This is a genomic window from Candidatus Chloroploca asiatica (genome assembly GCF_002532075.1).
Taxonomy (GTDB): domain Bacteria; phylum Chloroflexota; class Chloroflexia; order Chloroflexales; family Chloroflexaceae; genus Chloroploca; species Chloroploca asiatica.
On the sequence record NZ_LYXE01000083.1, the window covers coordinates 1 to 22975 of the forward strand.

General features: G+C 51.3%; 19 protein-coding genes. All 19 read right to left on the bottom strand.

Features of this window, described 5'->3' with window-relative positions; translation table 11 throughout:
* Positions 1-56: 56 nt before the first annotated feature.
* The 19 genes from A9Q02_RS09625 to A9Q02_RS09715 all read right to left on the bottom strand — a co-directional run bounded on the left by A9Q02_RS09625 (position 57) and on the right by A9Q02_RS09715 (position 22973).
* A complete protein-coding gene (locus A9Q02_RS09625; RefSeq protein WP_097652379.1) occupies positions 57-941 on the bottom strand; it encodes a DUF1616 domain-containing protein in 885 nt (294 codons plus the stop codon).
* Positions 938-2086 (bottom strand): glycosyltransferase family 4 protein, encoded by a 1149-nt coding sequence (locus A9Q02_RS09630; RefSeq protein WP_172450838.1) that lies wholly within the window; start codon positions 2084-2086, stop codon positions 938-940. Before A9Q02_RS09630 ends, A9Q02_RS09625 begins: the two co-directional genes overlap by 4 nt.
* An 8-nt stretch (positions 2087-2094) precedes the next feature.
* Positions 2095-3678, bottom strand: a complete 1584-nt coding sequence (locus A9Q02_RS09635; RefSeq protein ID WP_097652383.1) for a hypothetical protein — start codon at positions 3676-3678, stop codon at positions 2095-2097.
* Positions 3665-6181 carry a hypothetical protein gene (locus A9Q02_RS09640; protein ID WP_097652385.1) on the bottom strand — a complete coding sequence of 839 codons (2517 nt, stop codon included), beginning with the start codon at positions 6179-6181 and terminating at the stop codon, positions 3665-3667. Before A9Q02_RS09640 ends, A9Q02_RS09635 begins: the two co-directional genes overlap by 14 nt.
* Positions 6182-6275: 94 nt before the next feature.
* Positions 6276-8174, bottom strand: coding sequence for an asparagine synthase-related protein (locus tag A9Q02_RS09645; protein ID WP_097652387.1), 1899 nt, complete (start codon positions 8172-8174; stop codon positions 6276-6278).
* A 39-nt stretch (positions 8175-8213) separates the two neighbouring features.
* Complete coding sequence (locus A9Q02_RS09650; RefSeq protein WP_097652389.1) at positions 8214-9740, bottom strand: oligosaccharide flippase family protein; 1527 nt, start codon at positions 9738-9740, stop codon at positions 8214-8216.
* A 137-nt stretch (positions 9741-9877) separates the two neighbouring features.
* Complete coding sequence (locus A9Q02_RS09655) at positions 9878-11068, bottom strand: DegT/DnrJ/EryC1/StrS family aminotransferase (RefSeq protein WP_245860483.1); 1191 nt, start codon at positions 11066-11068, stop codon at positions 9878-9880.
* Between the two features lie 21 nt (positions 11069-11089).
* Entirely contained in the window at positions 11090-11689 is a 600-nt protein-coding gene (locus A9Q02_RS23680; RefSeq protein WP_141508815.1) for an acetyltransferase, read from the bottom strand.
* Positions 11686-12831: a glycosyltransferase family 4 protein gene (locus A9Q02_RS09665; RefSeq protein WP_172450840.1), complete on the bottom strand. Its 1146-nt coding sequence runs from the start codon at positions 12829-12831 to the stop codon at positions 11686-11688. Before A9Q02_RS09665 ends, A9Q02_RS23680 begins: the two co-directional genes overlap by 4 nt.
* On the bottom strand, positions 12797-13981 hold the full coding sequence (locus tag A9Q02_RS09670) for a glycosyltransferase family 4 protein (RefSeq protein WP_097652397.1): 1185 nt from the start codon (positions 13979-13981) through the stop codon (positions 12797-12799). The genes A9Q02_RS09665 and A9Q02_RS09670 overlap by 35 nt, the downstream gene beginning before the upstream one ends.
* A gap of 10 nt (positions 13982-13991) precedes the next feature.
* Positions 13992-14747 carry a class I SAM-dependent methyltransferase gene (locus A9Q02_RS09675; RefSeq protein WP_172450842.1) on the bottom strand — a complete coding sequence of 252 codons (756 nt, stop codon included), beginning with the start codon at positions 14745-14747 and terminating at the stop codon, positions 13992-13994.
* Between the two features lie 51 nt (positions 14748-14798).
* Positions 14799-14984 carry a hypothetical protein gene (locus A9Q02_RS09680; protein WP_097652401.1) on the bottom strand — a complete coding sequence of 62 codons (186 nt, stop codon included), beginning with the start codon at positions 14982-14984 and terminating at the stop codon, positions 14799-14801.
* Positions 14984-16120, bottom strand: coding sequence for a glycosyltransferase family 2 protein (locus A9Q02_RS09685; protein ID WP_097652403.1), 1137 nt, complete (start codon positions 16118-16120; stop codon positions 14984-14986). The genes A9Q02_RS09680 and A9Q02_RS09685 overlap by 1 nt, the downstream gene beginning before the upstream one ends.
* A gap of 115 nt (positions 16121-16235) precedes the next feature.
* A complete protein-coding gene (locus A9Q02_RS23685) occupies positions 16236-17825 on the bottom strand; it encodes a hypothetical protein (protein WP_141508817.1) in 1590 nt (529 codons plus the stop codon).
* Between the two features lie 47 nt (positions 17826-17872).
* A complete protein-coding gene (locus A9Q02_RS09695; protein WP_097652406.1) occupies positions 17873-19183 on the bottom strand; it encodes a hypothetical protein in 1311 nt (436 codons plus the stop codon).
* A complete protein-coding gene (locus A9Q02_RS09700) occupies positions 19180-19779 on the bottom strand; it encodes a hypothetical protein (RefSeq protein ID WP_097652408.1) in 600 nt (199 codons plus the stop codon). Before A9Q02_RS09700 ends, A9Q02_RS09695 begins: the two co-directional genes overlap by 4 nt.
* On the bottom strand, positions 19776-20960 hold the full coding sequence (locus A9Q02_RS09705; protein WP_097652410.1) for a glycosyltransferase family 4 protein: 1185 nt from the start codon (positions 20958-20960) through the stop codon (positions 19776-19778). Before A9Q02_RS09705 ends, A9Q02_RS09700 begins: the two co-directional genes overlap by 4 nt.
* Positions 20961-20964: 4 nt before the next feature.
* Positions 20965-22002 carry a glycosyltransferase family 2 protein gene (locus A9Q02_RS09710; RefSeq protein ID WP_097652411.1) on the bottom strand — a complete coding sequence of 346 codons (1038 nt, stop codon included), beginning with the start codon at positions 22000-22002 and terminating at the stop codon, positions 20965-20967.
* Positions 21999-22973, bottom strand: a complete 975-nt coding sequence (locus tag A9Q02_RS09715; RefSeq protein ID WP_097652413.1) for a glycosyltransferase family 2 protein — start codon at positions 22971-22973, stop codon at positions 21999-22001. The genes A9Q02_RS09710 and A9Q02_RS09715 overlap by 4 nt, the downstream gene beginning before the upstream one ends.
* Positions 22974-22975: the final 2 nt, after the last annotated feature.

Consider the following 22975-nt stretch of genomic DNA (forward strand, 5'->3'; position numbering starts at 1 on the left):
GAGCCAGAAGATGTGCTGTGGGCTGGCAACAAAACGCCGAAGCGTGAGCGCTGCTGTCATGGCTGGCCTCGTACATCTAGCCAGAGCCGCAATTGGCGATATGGCTCTGGATCTTCATGCGTAAAGAGCAGGATATCAATCGCTTGATCATTGCCAGGGGTAGGTACCGCAAAAGTGATGGCTTCGGTCCATGCCATGCCATCAGCGATTTCAAATGGGCCAACGCTTGCCAAACTCTCTTCGCTGCTTTGCACTTCGATGCGGTAGGTACGGGTGGCCCCCTCTTCATTGTTGATGCCAAGGGTGACCGTCACTGGTTCGCCCACCACCGCTACCCGCGGATAGTCTTCGGCCAACCCGCCAGCCCCAAGCGCATAAAACTCGGTGAAGCGGGTTGGCGTCGTCAGAATGACGGTATAGACGATCGTTGCCCACACTACCACGACGATGAGCGCCCCCACAGCGGCCATGCCCGCTGGCGTCATGCGCCAGGTTCGCAGCCGCAGTTCTTCATAGGGCACCATTTTATAGGGGTCGCGATGCAGATGACGGCGTACCCCGGCAATCACGCAAAAGGTACAGGTCATCACCGCAAGCCCGATCGCAATCGGCATTGGCCGGATGCCCCAGGGTAGCCAGTCGAGCACCAGCGCCAGCGGGGGGATCAGCGCGACACTTAGCCCTATGCTCAGGCCCGCCCGCTCGATGCCATCGAGATCCTCGCGCCCAACAAAAAGTGCAGCCGTGAGCGCGTAGCCCGGTGCCAGCAGGACCGCAAAGATGCCAAGCGGAATGCGTAGCCAGGGCCATGGCAAAAAGAGCAACCCTGGCAACAGGATCATTAGTTCCGCCACAAGAATCAGATCAGCGACCTGCCAGGGCCAGATCGTACTGCGCAATTCTGGTGGGGCTTCGTTGGTCTCATAGCTTACCGTGCTCATGGGCGGAATGTTCCTGATGGTTGCTTTTCATTGAGACGGTGATAGACGGCCAGGGTCTCTTCGGCTGTGCGTTCCCAGCTAAACTGAGCTGCACGCGCCAGGCCGCGTGTCCGCAACCGCTCGGCCAGACCTGGCTCCTCTATTATACGCCTGATTGCGGCTGCAATGGCCGCCGTATCGCATGGATCAACCAGCAACGCCGCATCACCGGCTACCTCGGGCAACGACGACACATTCGACGTCACCACCGGTGCGCCGCAGGCCATTGCTTCGAGCACGGGCAGGCCAAAGCCCTCGTAGAGCGAAGGAAAGACAAACGCCGTTGCGCCACTATAGAGCAGCGGCACATCAGCGTCAGGCAGATAGCCCGTAAAGCGCACATACGGCTCCAGTTCATACTGCGCCAGCGCCACTTCAATGCCCTCGGCGCGCCACTGCCGTTTGCCGACGATCACCAGCGTCAGCGCAGGATGGGCGCGGCGTACCTCGGCAAAAGCCGCCAGCAGCCGCTCGACATTCTTGCGCCCATTGAGGCCACCCAGATAGAGCAGATAGGGCTGTTGCACGCCCAGTCGCGTAAGCACTGCCGCCACTGCCTCAGGCGACGCCGGCGCAAATTCGGATCCGGCGGCCTCACCAGTGAGATATATCTTATGTTCGTGCAACCTGAGAAAGTGGGCTAGATCCTGTCGTGCGCTCGCACTCACTGTAATCACCGCATCGGCGCACCGCGCCGCCAGGGGCAACATCATACGAAAGCGCCAATTGTCGAGGCGATTATGCTGCGCCGGAAAGCGAAAAGGCACCGCATCGTGGATCGTCACCACCCGACGCACCCCCAGCGCAGGCCCGAGAAACGGCGCAACCCCGTTGGGATCGTGGATCACGTCGAGCCCGAGACGAGCGGCAGCGACGCTGACGGCGGCGTTGCCTGCGGTCATCAGGGCAGGCAGGAGTCGGCAACCAGGCAAGGCGTACCGCTCGAAGCGCCCCCAGAGCCCGTGGTGATCGGCTTGCTCGGTCGTCAGCAGCACCAGATCAGGCCCATCCGGCAGCGCCGTCAACGCCTCAAGCAATTGCACCGCATAGCGCCCGATCCCCGTCGGTGCGCGGTCAAGGCCGTAGGTGAGGTAGCCAATGCGCATAGGGTGGGTCATTTCTGGAAGGGTGTGCGTGGCCGCAGCCGATAGAGCTCAGCACTGCCATTGTCGTAGACACGCTGGGCGTCATAGGGGATAGGTAGCGGTTGTTCGAGGCGACTGCTGCGCAGGCGGGTTATATCGGTGAGCAGGAAGCTTCGTATAGGCAACGTTGGTTCAGTTACACCGACTCGCATCCTGTTCTGCTGCACAGACCGATCGATGCTAGTAGCCCAAGCAACTGATAAACGTTCATCATACTCGATCCAGAGTTGCGTTTGCTGTAAATGGTTTTCACTCCAGGTCAGCGCAATGATCTCTTCTGGTTGATAGAACATCCACTTATTGCCAACAGCAGGCTCTACGGTGGCTTTCAACACTGATAAGCAAACCACAATACTGATGACTGCCGCAGATGACCACTGCACAAGGCGTTGATGCCGTTGAGGTCTCCAATCAGCCAGGGCCGATGCAACAATGGCGACAGCAAGGATCGAAAACGAAGGAAAGATACGGTGCTGTATGTTGCTTGCTAGTGATCCGCTGAGATCAACAATGATTGACAACCCTCCCTGTAGGGCAAAGGCTGCATAGAGCAACCAGATGAACTGACGGGTGAGGCCCTGCGGCGGGCGGCCATAACGCAGCCAGCGCCATCCCTGGACTGCCCAGATCATGAAAGATGCCCCTAAAATGATCCAGTTGGCGATGCTCACGAGAAAATAGACCCACAGATTGATCCAGGCGCCACCAACATATGTATAGGGGTTGACACTGTCCGCCTGCACATCAAACAGCAGTGCCGCAAGACGTGACCATGTGTCTGTGAAGACGCCGAATTGATGTTGCACTGGTGGGTAGAGGTAGAACATAAAAAGATAGTTCAAGACGATTGAAATGATCAGCACATACGCGAGGCGTGCAGTGATATGGCTTTGCTGAAGCTTGAATGAAGAAAAGCGGTTGAGTAAGGCCACGAAGCCAAGCGTAGAGGCAATAGCAAAGAGAAAAGAGTGCGCCAGCAGTGAATTGCTCGCAATGAAAGCATAAGTAGCGAGATAAAACAACGCGATCATTGTAGCGAACAAACCTGGCCGGTGGGTTAGACGAAAACTACGCACGAGAAAGAAGAGACAGAGGAACATGAGAATGCGTGTAAATTTTTCGTGGGAGCTGCGTAGAATCACAAAGAGAAACTCTGGTTGCATAAAGAGCAGGATCGTCGCAATCACGGCCCCGCGCCCACTACCTGTCACTTCACGATAGAGGATCCACGCTGGAAGGATGACGAGGGCGCTCAGGATTGGGTAGACGAGTTGTTGAAGCGCCCTGACTTCGAGGCCAGTGATTGCGACAATGAAAGCGGAGATAGCCTGAAACGAGTAGCCATTCGGATAGACCAGGCTGCCCTCTTCCGTTGGAATGAGACGCCCTGCCTGGCTAACATCACGAATCACACGTGTGAAAACTGCTGAGTCGGTCTCAGCCCAATGTCCCTGATAGCGGAAGACAAAATAGGCCCCAACGACGATCATAAAGAGGAGCGGGCCAAACCAGAGCCAGGGATTTTGATGAGAAGCGCGATTAGTCTGGATCATCGCATTGCTCCAGTCCACGACGTGACCACTGACTAGCAAAAGCGAACACTGCGAGAATGGTCAATCCAAGCAATCCTACTAGCGTGAAACCCAGCATGGCTGCCGTGCTGCTCGCCTTGAGAAGGGTTAACGGGTCACTTGCCTCGGTTGGCTGAACTGATACACGAGTTGATGGCAACTCCCAGACTTCATTCCCGCTTGATCGCAGGATAGGCATCAATGTCCAATCGCCGGCCATTGGAGGTGTCCAACTCAGCAAGAGATCCTGGCTCTGCTGGGACAGTAGTGCGAGGGTGCGCGTCATTACCAGCATTGCAGAGCCAGATTCTGGGGTGCCCCAGATCTCGATTGTTGCCGCTGGTAGATCTGTGAGCCCATCATTGTGCAGATGTAAGGTCATTGCCCCGGCCTCGTACTGCGTCAACTCAGTTGTGCTGAGGGTAACTGATGGATTGGGTGGAGTGATCTTCTGTGCTTTGAAGATACCGTCTTGAAACGTTATGCGGTATGAGCCAGATGGATCGATTTTGGATATACCCATAACTTCAAGACCTCTATGGTGTGATCCAGGAGTAATCTCGAGTGTGAAACTCGCACGCCCGGCTTGATCCGCTCGGTAATTACTCATCTTTGCATACATTGCTGAGATTAGGCGTCCATCGGCAAGATCGAACATTGACTTAAGTGTGCAGGGTAGTAAAGACTGGTCATCAGAGGTGGACCCCCGTGTGACGCAGTTCTCGCTTTGGGATGGGGTTGGCGCAGATGCCCTGGCTTCTTGCCAGGAAGCAATGTTGTGTGGCGGTAGAAATGTAATCGTATTAGTGCCAGGGACGAGTTGCTTGACGAAGATTTGGTCAGAAGTGCTATACACTAAATGATTTTCTATATGAAATAATTGCTCTTTTTTGCTCTGATCACCGATTACTTGCCAGCGATTAATACATGAGGAATTGGGATCACGGTAGTAACTTATCGTATATCCGTCATCGACAGCCCATAGGCCAAACTCAGCCTGAAGCAGATGGACACGCTGATCGATTAGGCTAACGCATAACTCAGGGATAACTCCCCCGAGCATACCAAACTCTCCACGCCAGCCGACTGGAATTTCGTCAAAATGCCCAGATGTGAACTCATCTATTCTTCCTGTCAGGAATTGCGTGCCAGTTGGTCGTGCAGACTCCAGAATTGTCCAGATTGCACCAATGCCTTCTGTATTCTGGATACCTGGCCCTTCCCGTGCGACAAATGTGGTGTAATCCCAGGGCTGTTGCATAACCCAGGCTGGTAGTTTCGAGAAGGGGATCGTATTGGTGGTAAATGGGCCTAGTGGGTACGTCTCTGTTATTGATACCCGTCCGGCAATACTGAGTCGATAGTCCCAGATTGGTGCAGATGCAGTCACTGGCGTGAAGCGCCATGTGTAGTCAATTTGTTGCACCGAAGTAGGTAGATGGTCGTTAATATCATCTGAAAATTCTCCTTGATGGAAATGAGCTATGCGAATTAGTACGTTTGGGTAGGTACGGCTCTCTTCATCATTGATCCCAGAGAAATTGTAAAAGGCAAACGGATCTTCCCAGTTAGATTTCGATACCACTCCTTCCTCAAGTGGATGGAATGTGTAAACGAAGAAGTTGCCGGGATTGGTACGTGAGGCGACAAACTCATTCAGCAATTCTATTCGTGCTTCTGCCCAATCAACAATAAGTGGTGGTTTGCTAGTACCATAATTCTTGGTAAGCTGCCAGCGTTCAGGCGAGATCAAATACCAGGGTCTACCTGGTTCTAAAGGAAACTCGTCATCTTCGGTGTTAACAATCACGGTAGTACGAATGACGTTCCAACTTGATGGTACGTTGGGCCTAGACTTTCGCCACTCTATTTCAGGCAATCCATTACGATTATTATCACGAACGTAGATACGAGTATGTATCGTACTATCTAGAGCTATACGATCCATATAAATTTCGTCAAGCATTGTAGAGGAGACTTGCCCATCGATCTCGATATCTAGATTCCAGTTAAATAGATCTTGGTCTTCTAACCAACCATCATGACCATAGATTGTCATCGTAGGTCCTGGCTCCAGGATTTGCACTTGTTCTCCCTCAATCTGATAAGCAACTTTTCGATCTCCATTTTGATCATCAAAAATTGCTGCAGCGAGATAGTTCTCGACAAGGCTGAAACTGATTGCCAGTTCAATGTGCTGATCATTGCCTGTATCAAACAGGACAGTAGTATTAGGAATACTCTTGGCTCGTTGCAGAACGTCACCGGGGTTCTCCCCATACTGCATAACTCCCGATCCAACGATCTGAATGCGGTCAGTCGCAGAGAACCATCCCGGCTGACATAGGGCTGTAAGGGTGCTATGTGTGCGCTGTTGCACGATACAAGCTGTTTCCTGGCTTGCTAATACAATTCTCGTCTCAGCAAGGCTGGTGGCGATCAGAAACCCAAGCATGATTAGCGGAAAGAGGAATTTGCTAAGCATAGTTCTAAATTCTGTCGGCTCAAACAAAGAATTTGGAGATACAAGGACGTGTCAGAGTTCGCTTCAGGTTCACTAGGCTACCGAAAGCTAGAAGTTAGCTCTGCGCAGGATACCGATCAAGCCAAGTTGCTAGTGTTGTGAGGGAGATCAGTGTCTGCGTTTCTAGATCGGAGTGCTTTGAGGAATTGAGTTTATCAATCACACGCTGACGATCAATGCAGCCTAGTTCCACCAACGGTCCATCAATCAGCACACTACGGGCTCGTTGCGCTCCTTCACTGACGCCGTTACTCAATTCATTAAGTAATTCAGATAAATGAGCATAACTTCCATAACTTCGCTGTCGAATCAAATGTTTGATGCCCATGTGATTAAGAGTCAGACGTATACGTTCACGGTTTGCACGCCAGAACTGTCGCACTTGAAGGTGAAACGCTTGGATTAGTGGCGGAGCAAAGAGCGATGCACCTGTGTTGGCATAACGCATCCGAGCCATAGCTGGAGAAAGTTGTTGCAGTGCCGCACGGTAAACTGGCCCAAGAAAGCGCTGGCGTGGCGTAAGGCGTAGATATGTATCAAGGATCTCGGCATCGAAGAGTGGGGAGCGTTGTCGCGCATGAGTCCGAATAGACCGGAGCATAGGTTGCGATCGAAAGCGTCCCATTAAACCTGTCAAAACCTTCTCCATTTGTTCGAGAGGATCTTTCCAGTGTATTGACACTTGGCTCACCTGGTTTTCGATCAACTGAGACGCCATGTCCCAGGCTGTGTAGTAGCCTGGAGAGAGATAGCTATTGGCAAAATCACCCATATGACAGTCAAGGGTCATTAGTAAGTAGTGTTGCGCCTCGGTCTGATTCGCAATCTTAGGAAAGTTATAACTATAAAACTTATGTCCCCAGATGGTGAAATGATGCTTTGGCATATAGCTTCCTGCTAAGAATGCGTCTATCCCCCAGCCATCAAAAATGGTCGTAAAGCCTATCGCGCTGCTATAGCTTACGGTTTTCCATGTGTGGGTATGAGCCAAGGAAAACATGCCCTGCAAAGAAGGTAGAACTACCTCAAGTTGCTCCCAGTAATCAGATGCCGATTGCTTGATAAGCTTCCAGGGTAGTTGCGTCTGTCTAGCCAGGGCCTGCGCTACTTCACCTTCATCAGTTAAGTCTGGCCCAAAGGTCATACAGGTACAGTCGTTGAGATAAGGTGTGATACTAGCCAGAACCATCCGTGAGTCAACTCCACCGCTGAGCAAAAGCGCACTCCGACCAGCATCGCGGGTAATTCGTTGACCAGCATTTCTAAACGCCGTCACTATAGCCGCAGTTGCTTCATCATCTGATTCGTATGCCGATCCGGGTTGCATATGCCAGTAGCAATACTTCGCATACTTACCGGTGCGAAGATCGATACTCAGCAGGCTGGCAGGATCGAGGGTTCGAATTTCCTGGTAAATGGTACGATCATCAATGATCATCTGCAGCCGAATAAATTGTGCGATGCCAACAGGGTCAAGGTGATAACGAACACCTGGTAGCGATAGCAGTGCACAAATATCAGTGGCGATCAACAAAAGGCCGGGCAGTTCCGCCAAGTAGAGCGGGCGTGAAGCCAATCGATCGGTTGCAGCGATCAAGCGTTGTTCAGCATTGTCCAGCGCCAATAGGATAAATGAACCTGAGAGATTGCGCATGAGAGTAGAGATGTTGCTAGTGAGTGCAGGTATAACTTTGTCGGGTGCTAGTTCTATGTCTGAGGGGGTTCTATGTAGAGGTTCTACGTAGCCGTCAATGCAAAAAATATGATCCTCAAACTCCATAATTGCAATATCACTGGTATTTGGTCGTCGATACAACGCAATTGACGCGTAGGGGGTGGTAAAAAAATCACTGCAAATATGCCCTGATGCTTTATTGATACTAGCTAAAATTGATTTTTCTGTTTCCATTGTACAATTCGGAGATGTTTTAATCACGACGATTATCGATTCCATGTATTTCTCCGGAGATATTATAATGGGCCTTGTGCTAAATTATGAACGACCTTGAAAAGAAACAAGCGCATGTTGCGCCATAGCAAGTATTTGGTTAAGTTCGGTGCGTGGAAGCACTAGTCCAATAATACCTCCATAGATCCCAATCGTAATCAGTGCCGACACGATGATGATTGACAGTGAACTCAACTTTAGTAAGGAAACAATGATAATAAAGATTATTAACCCCACACTACCTACAGCTAGTGTCCGAATAATTGTGCTCAGTAACTCTTGACTATGTTTAGACAACAATTGGGGCAAAATCTGGCCGGTGCGCCAGAACAGGTATATGGCGCTCATCATAAGACTGCCTACGTAAATAAGCAGTAGACCAGCAAGTGATACCACGTTGGAGGTGAGCAGGGCCATGCTTCCTATGAATAGACCGATAATATGTAAAGCCATCGCAACAGAGTTGTGGTTGCTATAACCAGTGCCCCAACAAATACGCCATGGGATCATGGTCAGTGCTCGGGTTGTGAACGCAATGACTAAGATCTGTATAGAAAGCACGACTTCTGGGTAGGGCTGACCAAGCCAGACTTCAACCAGATCGTGTGCAACAAGGCATAGCATCAAACTCGGTGGGACGATGAGATAGATAACGTAACGCAGATACTGTGCAGCTAGACTCGCAATCTCGTCATGACGGTTTTGACTGTGGAGCCTGGCTATTGCCGGAAAGAGCGCAGCTACCATTGATTGGGCCAACGAGTTTGGTATAGCTGCCAGGGAACTGCTAATTTGCACTGTTCCAACACTAGCTGATCCAAGCCCAGCACCAATGAAACTGCGGAGCAGTGGCTCTGAGATACTCTGGCCCAGGCTTGCACCCTGTGAATTTAAACTATAGCGAATGATCGGACGAATCTTCTGTCTTGATATCCCAAAACGGAATCTCCAGGCAGGATATATAAGATAAAGACCTATTGCCATCATCACAACTCGCAGGAATCCTACGCCAAGGCTAACAGTTGCAACGCCAACTACACTAGCTTCATCATCAATGACAATCCAGAGTGTCAACCCCCACACAAACATTCCTACTATGTCAATCAGATAACGCAAATCAACGTATTGTAATGCATCAAGTGCGGCAGCTAGGGTTCGGGCGATAACCATAACCAACAAAGTAAATAGGGTAAGATCAAAGGCTTGGTTGGCTAGAGGTAGAAGTTCATAGGGAACCTTGAACAATTGACCTAACAACCACTCTTGTTGCCAGACAAGTACTAGGATAAAGCAAAGTGTAAGTCCGGTATTTATCAAAATACCAGTATTGATCAAGCGAAGACGCTCATCGTCGTCACTACTCTGATTGACAAACATAACAATCGCCGTAGTAATACCTAGATCGCTCAAGCTCTCATATGCAATGATTACGTTAAGCGTTGCCCAAATCCCAAACTGATCAACGCCAAGTTGTCGTAGTAGCAGTGGAGTTAGCAAAAATCCAATGGTAACGGTGACAATTTGGGCTATCAGACCAAGCATAGCCACAAAGATGTGCTTTTGTGTTGTCATTGAATATCGGCAATCAATGTGATCATCATGTACTAGTTTCGATTGTTGTGTTTTAGATCATGACGGCGCAGTGGCAGAAATCGAGTGTTAACGCCGCTGACTATCAGCAGGGGGCTTGTGCAACTTTAACCTTTTCACTATTCATCCCCGTTCGCCAAACAACTGAGTGTTTCAGCAACGTACTTGATCTCTCTCTCAGTCAATAAAGCTGAAGAAGGTATGTTTATACCTCGTGCTGCTACTGTTTCGGCAACTGGGAAGACACGTTTGTTGGATAAATGCTGATAAGGCGGCAATATATGCATCGGATAGAAAAAGGGACGTGTTTCAATGCCCTGCTGAGACAGTTTTTCCATTGCTGTATCACGATTATATGGAAAGTTCTCATTAAAAACAATACTATTCATCCAGTATACATTTTTACAACCTGGCAATTCCGGTTGCAGGACAAAGCTCAGATGATTGCCCAGATTATCCCGGTATAATTGGGCATTCGCACAGCGCTGTGCAATATGCCAATCAACTCGCTCCATCTGTGCAAGTCCAATTGCAGCCTGAATATTTGTCATGCGATAGTTATAGCCGATGATAGGAAACCAATAACGACGCTTGAAGTCCTGCCCCTGGCCTTTGAGTTGACGCATACGTGAGGCAAGATTTGCATCATTAGTCACAGTCATACCACCCTCGCCAGATGTGATGATTTTGTTGCCGAAAAAGCTGAAAGTTCCGATATGACCAATACTGCCCACTCGACGCCCCTTATATTCGGCTCCATGCGCTTCAGCAGCATCCTCTACGACAAACAGGTTGTATCGCGCTGCGATCTCCATGATCGGATCCATATCAGCGGGATGCCCAAAGAGGTGAACCGCAATGATTCCCTTTGTGCGAGGCGTAATCAGCGCCTCGATTGCTGCTGGATCCATATTCCATGTCGTTGGTTCGGAGTCGACAAAAATTGGTGTTGCGCCACAGTAAGAGACAGCATTTGCCGTAGCAACAAAGGTCAGGGTTGGTACGATTACCTCATCACCGGAGCCTACGTCAAGTGCCAATAGCGCGATATGAAGTGCTGCGGTGCCATTACAACAGGAGATAGCATGACTTGTTCCACAGAAATCTGCAAACTTTTGTTCAAACTGCTCGATGTACTTTCCAGATGAAGAGATCCAAGTTGAGGAAAGGGCTTCATTGACATAGGCGATTTCATTGCCTACGAGTGCAGGTTCGGCGACTGGCAAGAAGCGGCGTGATGCAAGCGTGCTGTCTTCGGTATGAAATGCAGACGATGTACTCTGGAATAACTTCGGATCTCTAGTCATCATGATCCTCACAGTTCAGTGTATTTAGCTTCGCCATACAGCCGGAACCCCTGTTGCGATAGCGTTATCTGGTACATTTTTGACGACTACCGCACCCATACCAATAACGGCATCATCACCTATCTGAAGGCGCTCTCGAATAAGTGCGCCAGCGCCGACGTAGGCAGCCGACCCAACCCGACACCACCCACCCACGGCAGCCCCTGGTCCAATTACTGCGAGAGTCTCAACCAAGGTGTCATGACCAATGGTCGCGTTGTAGTTGACAAGCACCATTGCGCTGAGCCGTGCATTCGGTGCAACCACAGCCCCAGGCGCAATCACACATCCCGGTCCGATTGACCCAAGCACCACCGCACTAGGGTGGATAATGGTGGCGAATGGGGGACGGATCTCATGCATCATTCTTCGGCGAATAGCACCACTTCCAGCACCGATGACAGTTTCTCCTGGCGATATCTTGTTCGCTTCGTAGTATGCTTCGAGGCTGATAATATCCTCTCCCTGGTTGTGTGGATCTACATACACAATCCGTCGTGTAGGGTCGGAGATTTGTGCATAGGCAGCAACTTCACGAGCGTGTCCAGATGAGCCAAAAATATATAGTGGTCTTGTGTTGCTCATAACGACTCTTTGGCGATGATAGCGTACAGTTGCAGTAATTCACGGATTGTGCGAGACCAGTCGTAATTGCCGATGACGTTTAACCCATGCTGACCCATCTGCCGACGCAACTCACTGTTATCAAGGCATGTGGCAATCGCATCGGTAAGCGCTTCTCGATTACGTGTTGGTACTACGCTTACCGCAGGTCGCGCATCGTCGGGTATTGCTGCAGCCGTTGTTGCTACAACGGGCCTCTCACAAGCGAGTGCCTCCATGACCATCCACGCGAAGCCACCTTCCAAAAGTGTAGCAGTCACACACAAATCGGCGATGTTGTAAAAAAGAGGTAAATCTTCCTCTGGTACCACATCGAAAAAGATAACCGCATCCTCAAGTTTGAGGCGCACAATCTGTTCGATCAGAAGATCTCGCCAGCGTTGCCCTCCTGGGGAGCCTACTTTAAGCAAGCGGACGGGATAGCCCCTAGCTCGCAAGATAGCAAGGGACTCGATAATCATGCCGACATTCTTTCGTGGTAACTCACTACCTACGTAGAGAAGATTGAATCGTTCATCAAGGGAATGTAGTCCGTAGGTTGCGGCGAGACGGCTATGTGCATCAGGGATAACACGAAAGTGTTCAATATCCACACCAAGTTGCACATGATGGATGCGCCTCTCGTCAATGCCAAGTCGCTCAATAAGATCATCGCGGGTTTGAATTGAATTAACCGCGTAGTAATTCATCTTGCGAAGACCAGCAAGTTGAACTGATAAGACACGACGACTGATAGGGTTGTGTAAAGGGCTGTCCTCAGGACACACAAGCACACCAAGATCATGGACAGTTGCAATCGCTGGCCGAAAAGGACGCCAAAGCATCTGGGCACAGCCCATGATTTGCGTGAAATGTACAATACTGCCCGGCTGGTGTTGTGAAAGACCAACCGGAAAGTGACGAAGTACTTCGAATCGATCTGCTAACGGTAGATTTACAGGGTGGACGATTCTCACGGCTATACATTGCTGAAGATGAGCGTATAATTCTCGCACATAGCGTCCTATCCCACTCACGGAATGAATCGGATTGTGAGCTACAAGTTCAACTTGCATGTGGGATTGATCTCTAGACCGCTTGAACGTGTGTTGCTGGTCGCTCATACAGTTCTTTCTGATACAACGCGGTGGTTTCAGCAACGGTGCGCTCCCAGGTATACATGGCGGCTCGCTTCGGTCCAGCAAGGCAGACCCATTCTCGGAGCAGAGCGCCATCAAGGACGGAACCAAGCGCATCGGCAAGTCCCTTTACGTCGGTCGGATCGATCAACACCCCCGCATCCCCCACCAATTCCGGCAGCGAGGCAGCGTTGGCTGCCACCACCGGCGTTCCACATGCCATGGCCTCCAGCACTGGAAAGCCAAAGCCCTCGTAGAGTGAGGGCATCACACAGAGATCGGCCAGGCTGTAGAGGGCCGGCAGATCCTCCTCTGGCACCTCGTCGAGCCAGTGGATGGCGGTGCTGATGCCTAGCTCCTCGGCGAGTGTAACCAATCGTTGGCGTTCAGCCATGAAGTGGGCGCGTCCCACCTTGATCAACTCCACTTCGGGGTGTTGCCTCCGCACAATGGACAGGGCCTGGAGCAGGGTGCCAAGATTCTTGCGAGGATCTTCCGAGCCAACATAGATTAGATACCGTTGTCCTGACGGTAGGCCATAGTGTATCCGTAGTTCTTCTGTTACGACCCGGGGCTGAAAGCGCTCATGGTCAATCCCCAGGTGAACCACGCTGATCCGCTCCGGTGCCAGGCCCAGGTGTTCAATGAGAGTCTGCTTTGTATAGTGCGAGTCAGCCACAAGGTGGTCGGCGCGGTGCAAACCTCGCATTGCCAACCAATCAAAAAGCCGGTCGGCAAAGGTGCGGTAGGTACTGAGTTGCGGGTTGTTGCGCAGCATGTAAGGGATGATGTCGTGAACGGTCACGATCACTCGTCCAGGGGGTCGACGAAAGAGCAGCAGTGTGGCCAGATTCTGGCTGGTCAGGTGATACACATCAGCGGACGGATAATCTGCCCAGACCGGGTAATTCATCAGGAAAGTTCGCACATCTGCCCCAAGTCGCCGTAAGGCAAAGTAGACCATGGAGGGCAACGGCGGTGCAATTGGTGCCACACGGCTTACGCGAAGCCCTTCCGCCTCCAGGCCATGCTGCAGCATCTGCACATAGCGTCCTACGCCAGTCTGCGGGCCACCAGGCTTGGCGATCAGTGCAATGGTGCCGTGCCACTGACTATGACTAGTAGGCTGTTTCATGATGACGGTGCTAAGATTTTACAGCAACAACGCCTATACCACCAGGTCTACCAAAGCAAAAAAACTTTTCTATACTAGAAATCATCCGAAGTATTAACCCAACCATTAGTGACACTCCTATAAAGCGGCCTATGGCTTTGCTTTCAATGAAAACCTGTATTTCTCTTGCAAAAAGAGTTGGTGTAAAGTAGAAATAAAAGTATTTTTCAATATCAAAACCAACGCTTTTTACTAATTCACATAAACCATCTTGAGAATATTCACGTTTATGATCCTCAAAGTTCATCCTTTGAAAATACGAAGGACGATCAGCCAGCAAAGTCGTTAAAACTAATCTGCTATTTGGAGCAAGCACGCGGTACATCTCTTCTACCATAGCGCGGTCATCAGGTACATGCTCAATGACGTCAATGGCAATAATACGTGAGAAGGTATCTCTCAAGAACGGAAGTTGCTCGGCATTCGCTACACCAATGTGAGCTGAGTGTGTTGGATGTAATAAACCACATGGAGCCTTCCATGACTTGATATATTTCGTAAATCCTTTGTCTAAATCAATTGCAACAAAGGATCTCGATCGGGGTGTAAAAAATGACGTCCAAAGACCAACTCCACACCCGATCTCAAGAACATGATCACGAGATGAGATTTGTACCCCTTCAATTACTTGTTTGGCTCTGGCTTGCCAATACATCGAAAGACTGCGATTTTCTAAGTATGAGTAGAGTCCAGATAGACGCTTCATCAGATAATCCAAAGTTATCATTGATAATACTCCCTTTACAACAATGCATGAAGAATGTGCAAACATCCATACCTAGACGCTGTAGGGCAAAGTCCGCCATTGTCGGCAGCGGTGGTGACGCAGGGGCCACACGGGCCACATATATTCCTCGGCCTCCAGGCCACTCTGCAGCATCTGCACATAGCGCCCTACGCCAGTATGCGGGCCACCAGGCTTGGCGATCAGAGCAACGGTGCCATGCCGCTGCTTCAATGGCATTACCACCGGCTTCTTCTCGCACTATCAATGAGATCAAGTAAAGGCATCGACCAGACGACAACATCAGCCATGGTTAGGGCTGGTATTGCCGCAAACAACATGGCTGGTACCGGGTGCCCACTTAGTCGTGTACTAAAGCTAGCGTAGCGGAGCCGAGCCAACATACCGTGAGAAAGCAGTAGGAACCAGAGCAGCAGCACTGGTCTCAGGCGTAACCCAACCACTGGCAGTAGCAGCATCCCGAGCCCGATCGCAAGCGTACGTCGTGTAGCGGCTACATCTTTCCATGCCTCGTAGACTGGACCATAGATCAGCAGGTTGCGCAACCATCGCGATTGCTTGCGCTGGTAGGTGATGAAGGTTTCTGGGTACCCGGTAGACACAACACTCTCACGGACAAACCGGATCGTCAAACCTATCTGCAACAATCGCTTGGCAAGTTGGTAGTCGGTGCCGGTTGGAGCTTGATAGTTCAGTCCTCCAATGTGTGCGATGGCGTTCCGTGTCAGGGCTGCATTCCTGCCCAGTAGTCCGTCGCTGATCGTCGAGCGGTGCGCATCGCTGACCATTTCTGCAGCCCATAGATGGCGCGGCAAGATCTGTTCCATCTGCTCATCAAGCAGGCGTGAACTACCGGTTGCAACCTGCTCGCCCTCGTTCACCAGCGGGGCCAACAGGCGAGTCAGCGCCTCATCATCAAACAGGCAGTCAGCATCAGTCAGGTAAACAATCTCGCCAGTTGCATATTCGAGGCAACGGGCCAGGGCGCGCTGTTTGCCCTCACCAGGTTGCTGCTCGATGACGGTCACATGTGGCCCGGCGTAGCGCAGCGCCCGTACATAGGTCTCATCAGTGCCACCAGCGCAGAGGATCAGTTCAATGTCGGGGTACGTCAGTTCCAGAAACGAACGCAGGTGAGCCTCGATCTGTGAACCCTCGTTCCAGGCCGCTACGAGTGTACTAACCTTTGGCGTGCGGATTAGTGTCGGTACAGGTGGGTGCTCGGCGCGCAACCGGTCGGCCAGCGCCCGATCTTGTTGCCAGAGCCGCCAGTTATGAATAACAACGCCTGTCAAGCCCATCAGGAGCAACGCAGCATGCATATTGGAGAGGTTGGGCTTTAGTTTATTAAACATGTGTTTTGTGGAACTCACTCGATCTTACCGAGGATTGCGCAAACTCGACACGTATCTGCTTGTCAACTTAGTACTTTGATTGACCTGAATGACCTTACGGCACATTCAATATCCACTAATTATCAAGAGGTTTAGCTTTCATCACGATCAGATATTTTTCAGCTTGCATTGTGTCATAGGAATCTGAAAGGATTGATGCCGCATCATAGATATTGCTACTGCATCCAAAGAGAAATATATAATTTGATCTAGGGGGGTGATTTTGAATTTGAATCAGGTTTTCTCGAGTAAATTTTTGCAGCAAATTAAATTTTAGTGTGGGGTCAATTTCTTCAAATTTTAGTGCTGGTTCAATTTCTTTTTGCAAAGTTAAAGCTGCTGTACTAAACGTATGTACAGGCATCGGTTTTCCATAAATAACACTATAGACAGAAAACCATTGCAACGGAAATATACCATTACCTATATTCAAGTAGTCCTGTTGTGAGCAGTTACCATAGATGGGTGGTTGCCGTATCGACAGGGAATAGACACTTTCCCCGGAAGGCACAGCCTGGATAGATTCGTACATTGCAGAGAGTTGTCTGTCAGATGCTTGAAATATTACCCCATGTGCGCTAATGAAGGCCATGATAATTGCCAAAACAGTATAATTTACAGTACGTGAAACAGTCGTTGTTTTAAATCCCAGAGCTAACACTATCATGGCTATGAAGCCGAAACGCTGGTCAACCGCACCCATGCCCATGAAAAATGTGAAAGGCATTGCGATTGCAATTACAAAAAGAATTATCGATGTCAAAACCAACTCTTTATTTTTAATAATGGATTTATTATAAAAGGAGTAAATCAACATGATAATCAAGATAATCGCATACAATATATTAAGAATAGAGATAGGGAGAGGACTTGGGAAGGGATCAATGCGTTGAAAAGACAGTAAAGGAAGTATTAAAGATGCTAATTTATTTAAAACCGATTCGTAATATACTATCCCAGATGAACCATGATGACCTGCGATTCGAGATATAGTATACCACAATAACATCGCTATCACAGGAATTTGTGTCATAGCTACATGCCATGGCTGTATTCTTCTTGTCCATAAGGTAATAGCGACAAAGATAATCAGAGGAATATAAATAAATAAGTGACACAAATAACACAGCATCGAGATAATAGTTAATGCGGCTAAATGTGTAGTATGTAAAAAACTTCCAAATTTATTTACAACATATATTCCGTAAACTAGTAATGGAATTCCGATTGTGAAGCTTAAAAATCCATTATAAAGAAAATAGTTATAAGCAAAAAACACACCTAACCATGAAGCAGGCGTTGATTTTTTAACAAAATCAACATTTGTTTTGGCAAAAACCAGAATCATTGCTATGATATACATGGATATTACAATTTTAGATCCTATTTCTGCATTGAAAAAACTTGTTGTTGCCAGCGAAAAAAGAGTGCTTCCAAGATTTGGGGTTGGCGCAAAGGATACGGAATAAAAATTTTTGTATTGATCATAATTTTGTAATACGTGTGCTTGGAACACCCACTGATGATAGTCATAAAAAGGCAAAAATCGAACCGACCATATTGGTATAAGTGAAGCTATTATAATAATCAAAAGTGCTATTTTATCAAAATCGAATTTTAATATTTTTACATGAATGTTGGTCACGAAATGGGTAATTCTTTGCATGATCTGAATCTTCTTATCTTCGTTTATGCTGATTTCAGCGTTGCGAGTTACCTTACCCAGAATTCTTCACGGGCAACCTCGGGTCGGGATGCGCTTTTGAACCAGCGATAGCGAGGCTCTTGTCCGTTGCAGGCTTCAATGAGATCCGGGGTCTCACGGTAGTGGAGGCATCGCCCGCCAAAGGTGCATTCGGTTTCATAGGTGGCGCTTGTCACCACTGGAAGTTCGCCGGTCACGCAGCTTGCCAGGTAGCGGAAGGCTTTGTGGCACCAACCTGCTACCGGCAGCAGATCGCGGAAGTCGGGGATCTGGCTTGGGCGTTTGTTCGCCTGGCCGGCAAAGCCAGTCGCAGTTGCAATGCCACCTGTCGGTGATTGACCAGCGAGCAGACGTGCTTCGATGGCGGTGGTGGCAAGTATTAGTCCATGGGGGCGCAGCAACGTGATGACATAGAGCACATCGCCCAATGGTGCTATCCAGCTTGGGTGGTGTGATTTGTGTCCGTTGGCGTAGATTGCGGTGGGCAAAGCTCCGGTGACATCGACCTGGCGCAGAACAAAGAGCAAAGCCCGGATTGCTGCATCCAGGTAGCGCTCCTGGCGCGTGTAGGTGAAGCCGCGTAACAGCGCCGGTACACAGCGCACAATGTAGACTGGGAAATATTTGTCGACGACCCGTTCCCCAAAGCTATTCTGGGCAATCGCGCCATCGTACGAACCGCCGCGTACCTGGTGCGCCAGGATGCGATCAAGGTTTGGCAGGGCGTACTGCTCAATCCAGTGCGCTTCACCGCTCAGTTCGGCCTGCAGGAAGAGCGTCTCGCAGGCAGTAGCCGCCTTGTTGGGTACGAAGGAAGGGACAAGCGGGCTGTCGCGGAAGCTGCGTGCTGCCTTGTCCCAGAGTTGGCCAAGGTAAAATTGCTCCAGGTTATGTTGGGCAGCCGTGGCATATACGTGCCATCCCTCCCGTTTGGCCTGGCGTAGTGCGAGGGCCAGCAGCAGCAATGCGCCAGCGCATGCGGCCTCGTGGGGGGTGCCAGCGCTGGCCGGGTTAATCTCGAAGGCTGAGGCGACAAAGTGCCCGTTGGGAAGTTGGCCTGCCACCAGATCGTCACCAGCCCGCCTGGCTTTTGCCAACCACTGCTCAGCCCCTGTCCGTTCCCAGAGGGTCAGGTATCCAGAGATAATGCCCTCATAGCGCCAGTCCAGGCCTGCTCCAGTGTAGAGCAAGCTCTGTTGCCACCAGTGTGCGACCGGGCCTCCATAGCCCCCAGGTCCGCGCATCGTTTCAAACCACGCGTCCAATTTGGCTACAGCGTGTGCAATTGTGACATCGGGTTTGACGGGTGTGCTGATCATACTACTGTTGCTTTTTTGCATGCTAGTACGAGTGCCACGGTGGCCAGAGGCATTGCGACGCCGTGCGTCATATAACCGAGTCGCGCAGCGAACTCCAGGCGATCACGCAGATCTGCACGTCCAATTCGCGTCATAAGCCCGCCCAGGCTGTTCAGGCCAATGGCGTATACGCTGTGGATACCGTATTTCGCCTGAACATAGAACCCTGCACGTCGGAGGCCGTTACCCAGTCGGGTGATGCCTCCAGGCTTGATTCCGATTGGGACGCCTCGCCAGGTTTGACGATCGGGAAGCAGGCGAGCGAGAGGTTGCGAGGCAATGATTGCCAGCTGTGTCCCCGGTGGAAGGGTCGTGGCTAACGTATTGAGCACCTGCTGCCAGTTTACTTGCTGTGGCTCGATCCAGAGTGCTGCCGAAGGATAGATGGTGTGTTGCATATAATCCGAGACCGGCAAACGTTGAGCCAACTCGGCGTCCAATTCCGGCTGTTCACAACGAACCAGGGGCCTCACATTACCCAGCAGCGCCAGCGCTCCATCAATGGCATAGCGGTAGTCGAGTGGTGCAAGTTGGCTGACGGGTAGAGAGCTGATCAAGATCTATCTCCAGCCGTGTTTTTGACTATGGATCTGTAGCCTCCCAGCACCTCGGCATAGATCTGCTCGAGCCGTGTCCCAATCATCGGCCAGGCATAGTTGGCAATCACCTTGGCTCGGCCCTGCACGCCCATCGCCTGGCGGCGTTTTGTGTCACACAACAGTGCGTCAAGCGCTTTTGCCAGGGTGGTGGCATCACCTGGGGGAACCAGCAACCCATCGTCGCCGTGGGTGACGACGGTGCGCACACCTGGCAGATCGCTGGCGATCACCGGGGTGCCACAGGCTAACGCTTCAACGAGGACGAGACCAAAGGCTTCGCCCATGGTGGTTGAAGGCAGCACAGCCAGATCGGCTGCCCGATAATAGCCTGGCAACTCGGCGTCGCTTACTCGTCCTGCAAAATGTACGCGCTCTGCAAGGCCCAGATCTGCTGCCGATGTCTCATACACGGGCCTCAGGTCGCCGTCGCCGACAATCACAGCCCGTACATTGGGTGGCAGCGACGCAAGGGCTGTCAGCAAAACTTCCACTCCCTTGAAGTAGTGCGCACGGTCAAGTCCAGCTACGAGCAGGATCATCTTCTCGTCAGGCGTCAGCCCCAGGTGCTCACGTAGCTCACCGCCATCACCGGGTTGGAACATCTTTACATCGACACCGTTCGGCAACGCGCCGATGTATGCCTCGCGCCCGTGCAGCAGTGGGCGTATATGTGAAGCGCGGCCGTAATCGTCTGAGGAAAAGAGTACCCGTGCTGCTGAGCGCAGAGTCAGGCGCCCAAAGCTATGGTTCAACACATAGGCTAGAACGCCTAACGAACCATTCAACAGGACGTCGTGCTGATAGGTTACTACCAGTGGCGTACGTGTAGCCAGAGCGGACAGCGCAGCCATCTCGCCGCCAAAGAACGGATAGTGCAAATGCACGATGTCAAACCCGCGCAGCGCCGCAAACAGCCCTGGCAGCAATGGGGCATTGCCAATGCGCACCAGGGGCCGTAAGCGCCGCACTACAAACCCGTCGCGTTCTTCATAGGCAGCCGCATTTGCTGCCGCAGCGGTGAGCACCGTAACCTGGTGGCCGCGTCGCGCAAGCTCGCGGGCGTTGTGCAGGCAGACGTTGCCTGTGCCGCCCCGGTAGGGTGGAAAGGTGGCGGTGACGTGGGCGATGCGTAGAGCCATGTTGTTACGCTGTGCTCCTGTTTCTCGGGATGGGGCGCATCAGACGATAGATCGGATTGAAGATGCGGCTCGATAGGCTGGCGAGCCAGTGCGATGCGACTTGCTCAAACTCCAGGTGATCGCTCATCGAAGCAAGGACAGTCTCGTCCGACTGTCGGCGTAGGGTCGCTACGTGTTTGCGCGATCGCGTGATTGCCCAGCGGTTGCGCCAGAGCCAGGCATAAACCCGTGGTTTGACCGTCCAGTACGCTGGCCCGCGCATGAGCAGGTAGCCACCTGTGACCAGTTCACTCAGCAGAAGCCCAGGGAGGAGCCGGATGTAGGTCGGCCAGTGGAGATTCTTCAGCAGCATCAGGTGCCGGTTGCGCTCTAGGTAAAAAGCCTTGGATGGGCTGTACTTCATGGTGTAGTGATGTTCGACCAAGGCTTCGGGCACATAACGAATGCGGTACCCTGCGATCCGTGCCCTCAATGAGAGGTCGCTGTCTTCAACATACATAAAGAAGCGCTCATCCAGGCCGCCCAACGCGCAAAAGAGTTCGCGCCGTATGGCAAAAGCTGCGCCCGAGATGGCGTCAACATCGGCAGGCCTGGTGTATGCGGTTCTCGCTTGCCCCGCCCCACGGCAATAGGTTAATCCGGTGTAATGCATCGTATTGCCACAGGCATTGATTGTCTCGGGTTGGTCGCCGAGCAACAGGCATGCGGTGGTTAGCCCCACGTCTGGTTCATGCTTTAGCGGTGCAAGCAGTGCGGCAAGCGCGCCTGATCGCACCACTGTATCAGGATTAAGAAAGACCAGATAGGTGCCGTTGGCGGCGTTGGCTCCTCGATTATTGCCCCCTGCATAGCCCGTGTTAGGGCCGCAGATCAACCGTGCCGAGGGGAATTGGGCCGCAACCAGGGCCACACTGCCATCAGATGAGCCATTGTCCACAACGATCAACTCATCTTCGGGGCCAAGCTGGGCGCAGATCGCCTCTAGGCATGCCGCTAGATAGGGGCGGCTGTTGTAGCTCACCACGATCACGCTGGTGCTCATCGTTTCTTGCCTTCGCGAAGCATGCGGTTGAGCAGTGACTGTTGCATATCGAGCAGCATGCCACGCGTCGAGTGCAGGATGATCCCGGCAAAAATAAGCAGTACGCCAACGACACAACAGATGACCGTGATCAGCCCGTACCCAATCGCAAGCTCGTTGGTGTCAACATAAATGTGGATGATATAAGAGCCCAGGACGAACCCTACCAACAGTACTAGCAGGCCAGCAGAGGTAAAGAAGAGCAAGGGGCGACTCTGGCCGACGAGTTGCAGGATGCAGTTGATGACCTGCATGCCGTGGCTCACAGGGTTGCGCTTGGGAGGCTCGGCGTACGTGACATTGATGGGTACTTCGACGACCCGTAGTTGATGGTCACGCAACAGGAATTGCATCTCAGACTCAATCGCAAACCCACTCTGCCGGAAAGAGAGTTGCTCGATGGCTGTGCGCGAAAACGCCCGAAACCCGCTCTGGGTATCACTGAGCGAGACACCAGAGGTCAGGTTCGTGACGACGTTCAGCCCATGCTGGCCGAACTGTCGATAGATGGGAATGTCGTTTTTGACTTCCAGAAAGCGCGAGCCAACAACCACATCAGCCTGATCTTCCAGGACTGGTGCCAGCACAGCCGGAATATCGGTTGCACAATGTTGACCGTCGCCATCCAGCATAACCAGCGCAGCAGGATCATACTGTAGGGCGTGCGTAAAGCCTGTATTCACTGCGGTGGTTTTGCCCTGATTGAATTCATGCTTGACCACGACTGCACCAGCACGGCGTGCGAGTTCGGCTGTTCGATCAGTCGAGCCATCATCAACAACGATGACCATGTCAACCAGAGGTAGCACCGCAAGCACAAGGCTTCCGATGAAGCGGGCCTCGTTGTAGGCAGGAATGAGCGCAATGACGGGTTGCTCTTCGGAATTATTCGGCCTCTCGTCGTAATTCGCAACGGGTACTAACTGGCGCATCG

Excerpts from the sequence above, each read along its gene's own strand:
- A9Q02_RS09640 (WP_097652385.1), bottom strand. The coding sequence starts at position 6,181 with ATGCTTAGCAAATTCCTCTTTCCGCTAATCATGCTTGGGTTTCTGATC.
- A9Q02_RS09655 (WP_245860483.1), bottom strand. The coding sequence starts at position 11,068 with ATGATGACTAGAGATCCGAAGTTATTCCAGAGTACATCGTCTGCATTT.
- A9Q02_RS09635 (WP_097652383.1), bottom strand. The coding sequence starts at position 3,678 with ATGATCCAGACTAATCGCGCTTCTCATCAAAATCCCTGGCTCTGGTTT.
- A9Q02_RS09645 (WP_097652387.1), bottom strand. The coding sequence starts at position 8,174 with ATGGAATCGATAATCGTCGTGATTAAAACATCTCCGAATTGTACAATG.
- A9Q02_RS09685 (WP_097652403.1), bottom strand. The coding sequence starts at position 16,120 with ATGTTTAATAAACTAAAGCCCAACCTCTCCAATATGCATGCTGCGTTG.
- A9Q02_RS09715 (WP_097652413.1), bottom strand. The coding sequence starts at position 22,973 with ATGCGCCAGTTAGTACCCGTTGCGAATTACGACGAGAGGCCGAATAAT.
- A9Q02_RS23685 (WP_141508817.1), bottom strand. The coding sequence starts at position 17,825 with ATGCAAAGAATTACCCATTTCGTGACCAACATTCATGTAAAAATATTA.
- A9Q02_RS09625 (WP_097652379.1), bottom strand. The coding sequence starts at position 941 with ATGAGCACGGTAAGCTATGAGACCAACGAAGCCCCACCAGAATTGCGC.
- A9Q02_RS09630 (WP_172450838.1), bottom strand. The coding sequence starts at position 2,086 with ATGCGCATTGGCTACCTCACCTACGGCCTTGACCGCGCACCGACGGGG.
- A9Q02_RS23680 (WP_141508815.1), bottom strand. The coding sequence starts at position 11,689 with ATGAGCAACACAAGACCACTATATATTTTTGGCTCATCTGGACACGCT.
- A9Q02_RS09710 (WP_097652411.1), bottom strand. The coding sequence starts at position 22,002 with ATGAGCACCAGCGTGATCGTGGTGAGCTACAACAGCCGCCCCTATCTA.
- A9Q02_RS09705 (WP_097652410.1), bottom strand. The coding sequence starts at position 20,960 with ATGGCTCTACGCATCGCCCACGTCACCGCCACCTTTCCACCCTACCGG.
- A9Q02_RS09680 (WP_097652401.1), bottom strand. The coding sequence starts at position 14,984 with ATGCCATTGAAGCAGCGGCATGGCACCGTTGCTCTGATCGCCAAGCCT.
- A9Q02_RS09665 (WP_172450840.1), bottom strand. The coding sequence starts at position 12,831 with ATGAGCGACCAGCAACACACGTTCAAGCGGTCTAGAGATCAATCCCAC.
- A9Q02_RS09670 (WP_097652397.1), bottom strand. The coding sequence starts at position 13,981 with ATGAAACAGCCTACTAGTCATAGTCAGTGGCACGGCACCATTGCACTG.
- A9Q02_RS09695 (WP_097652406.1), bottom strand. The coding sequence starts at position 19,183 with ATGATCAGCACACCCGTCAAACCCGATGTCACAATTGCACACGCTGTA.
- A9Q02_RS09675 (WP_172450842.1), bottom strand. The coding sequence starts at position 14,747 with ATGATAACTTTGGATTATCTGATGAAGCGTCTATCTGGACTCTACTCA.
- A9Q02_RS09650 (WP_097652389.1), bottom strand. The coding sequence starts at position 9,740 with ATGACAACACAAAAGCACATCTTTGTGGCTATGCTTGGTCTGATAGCC.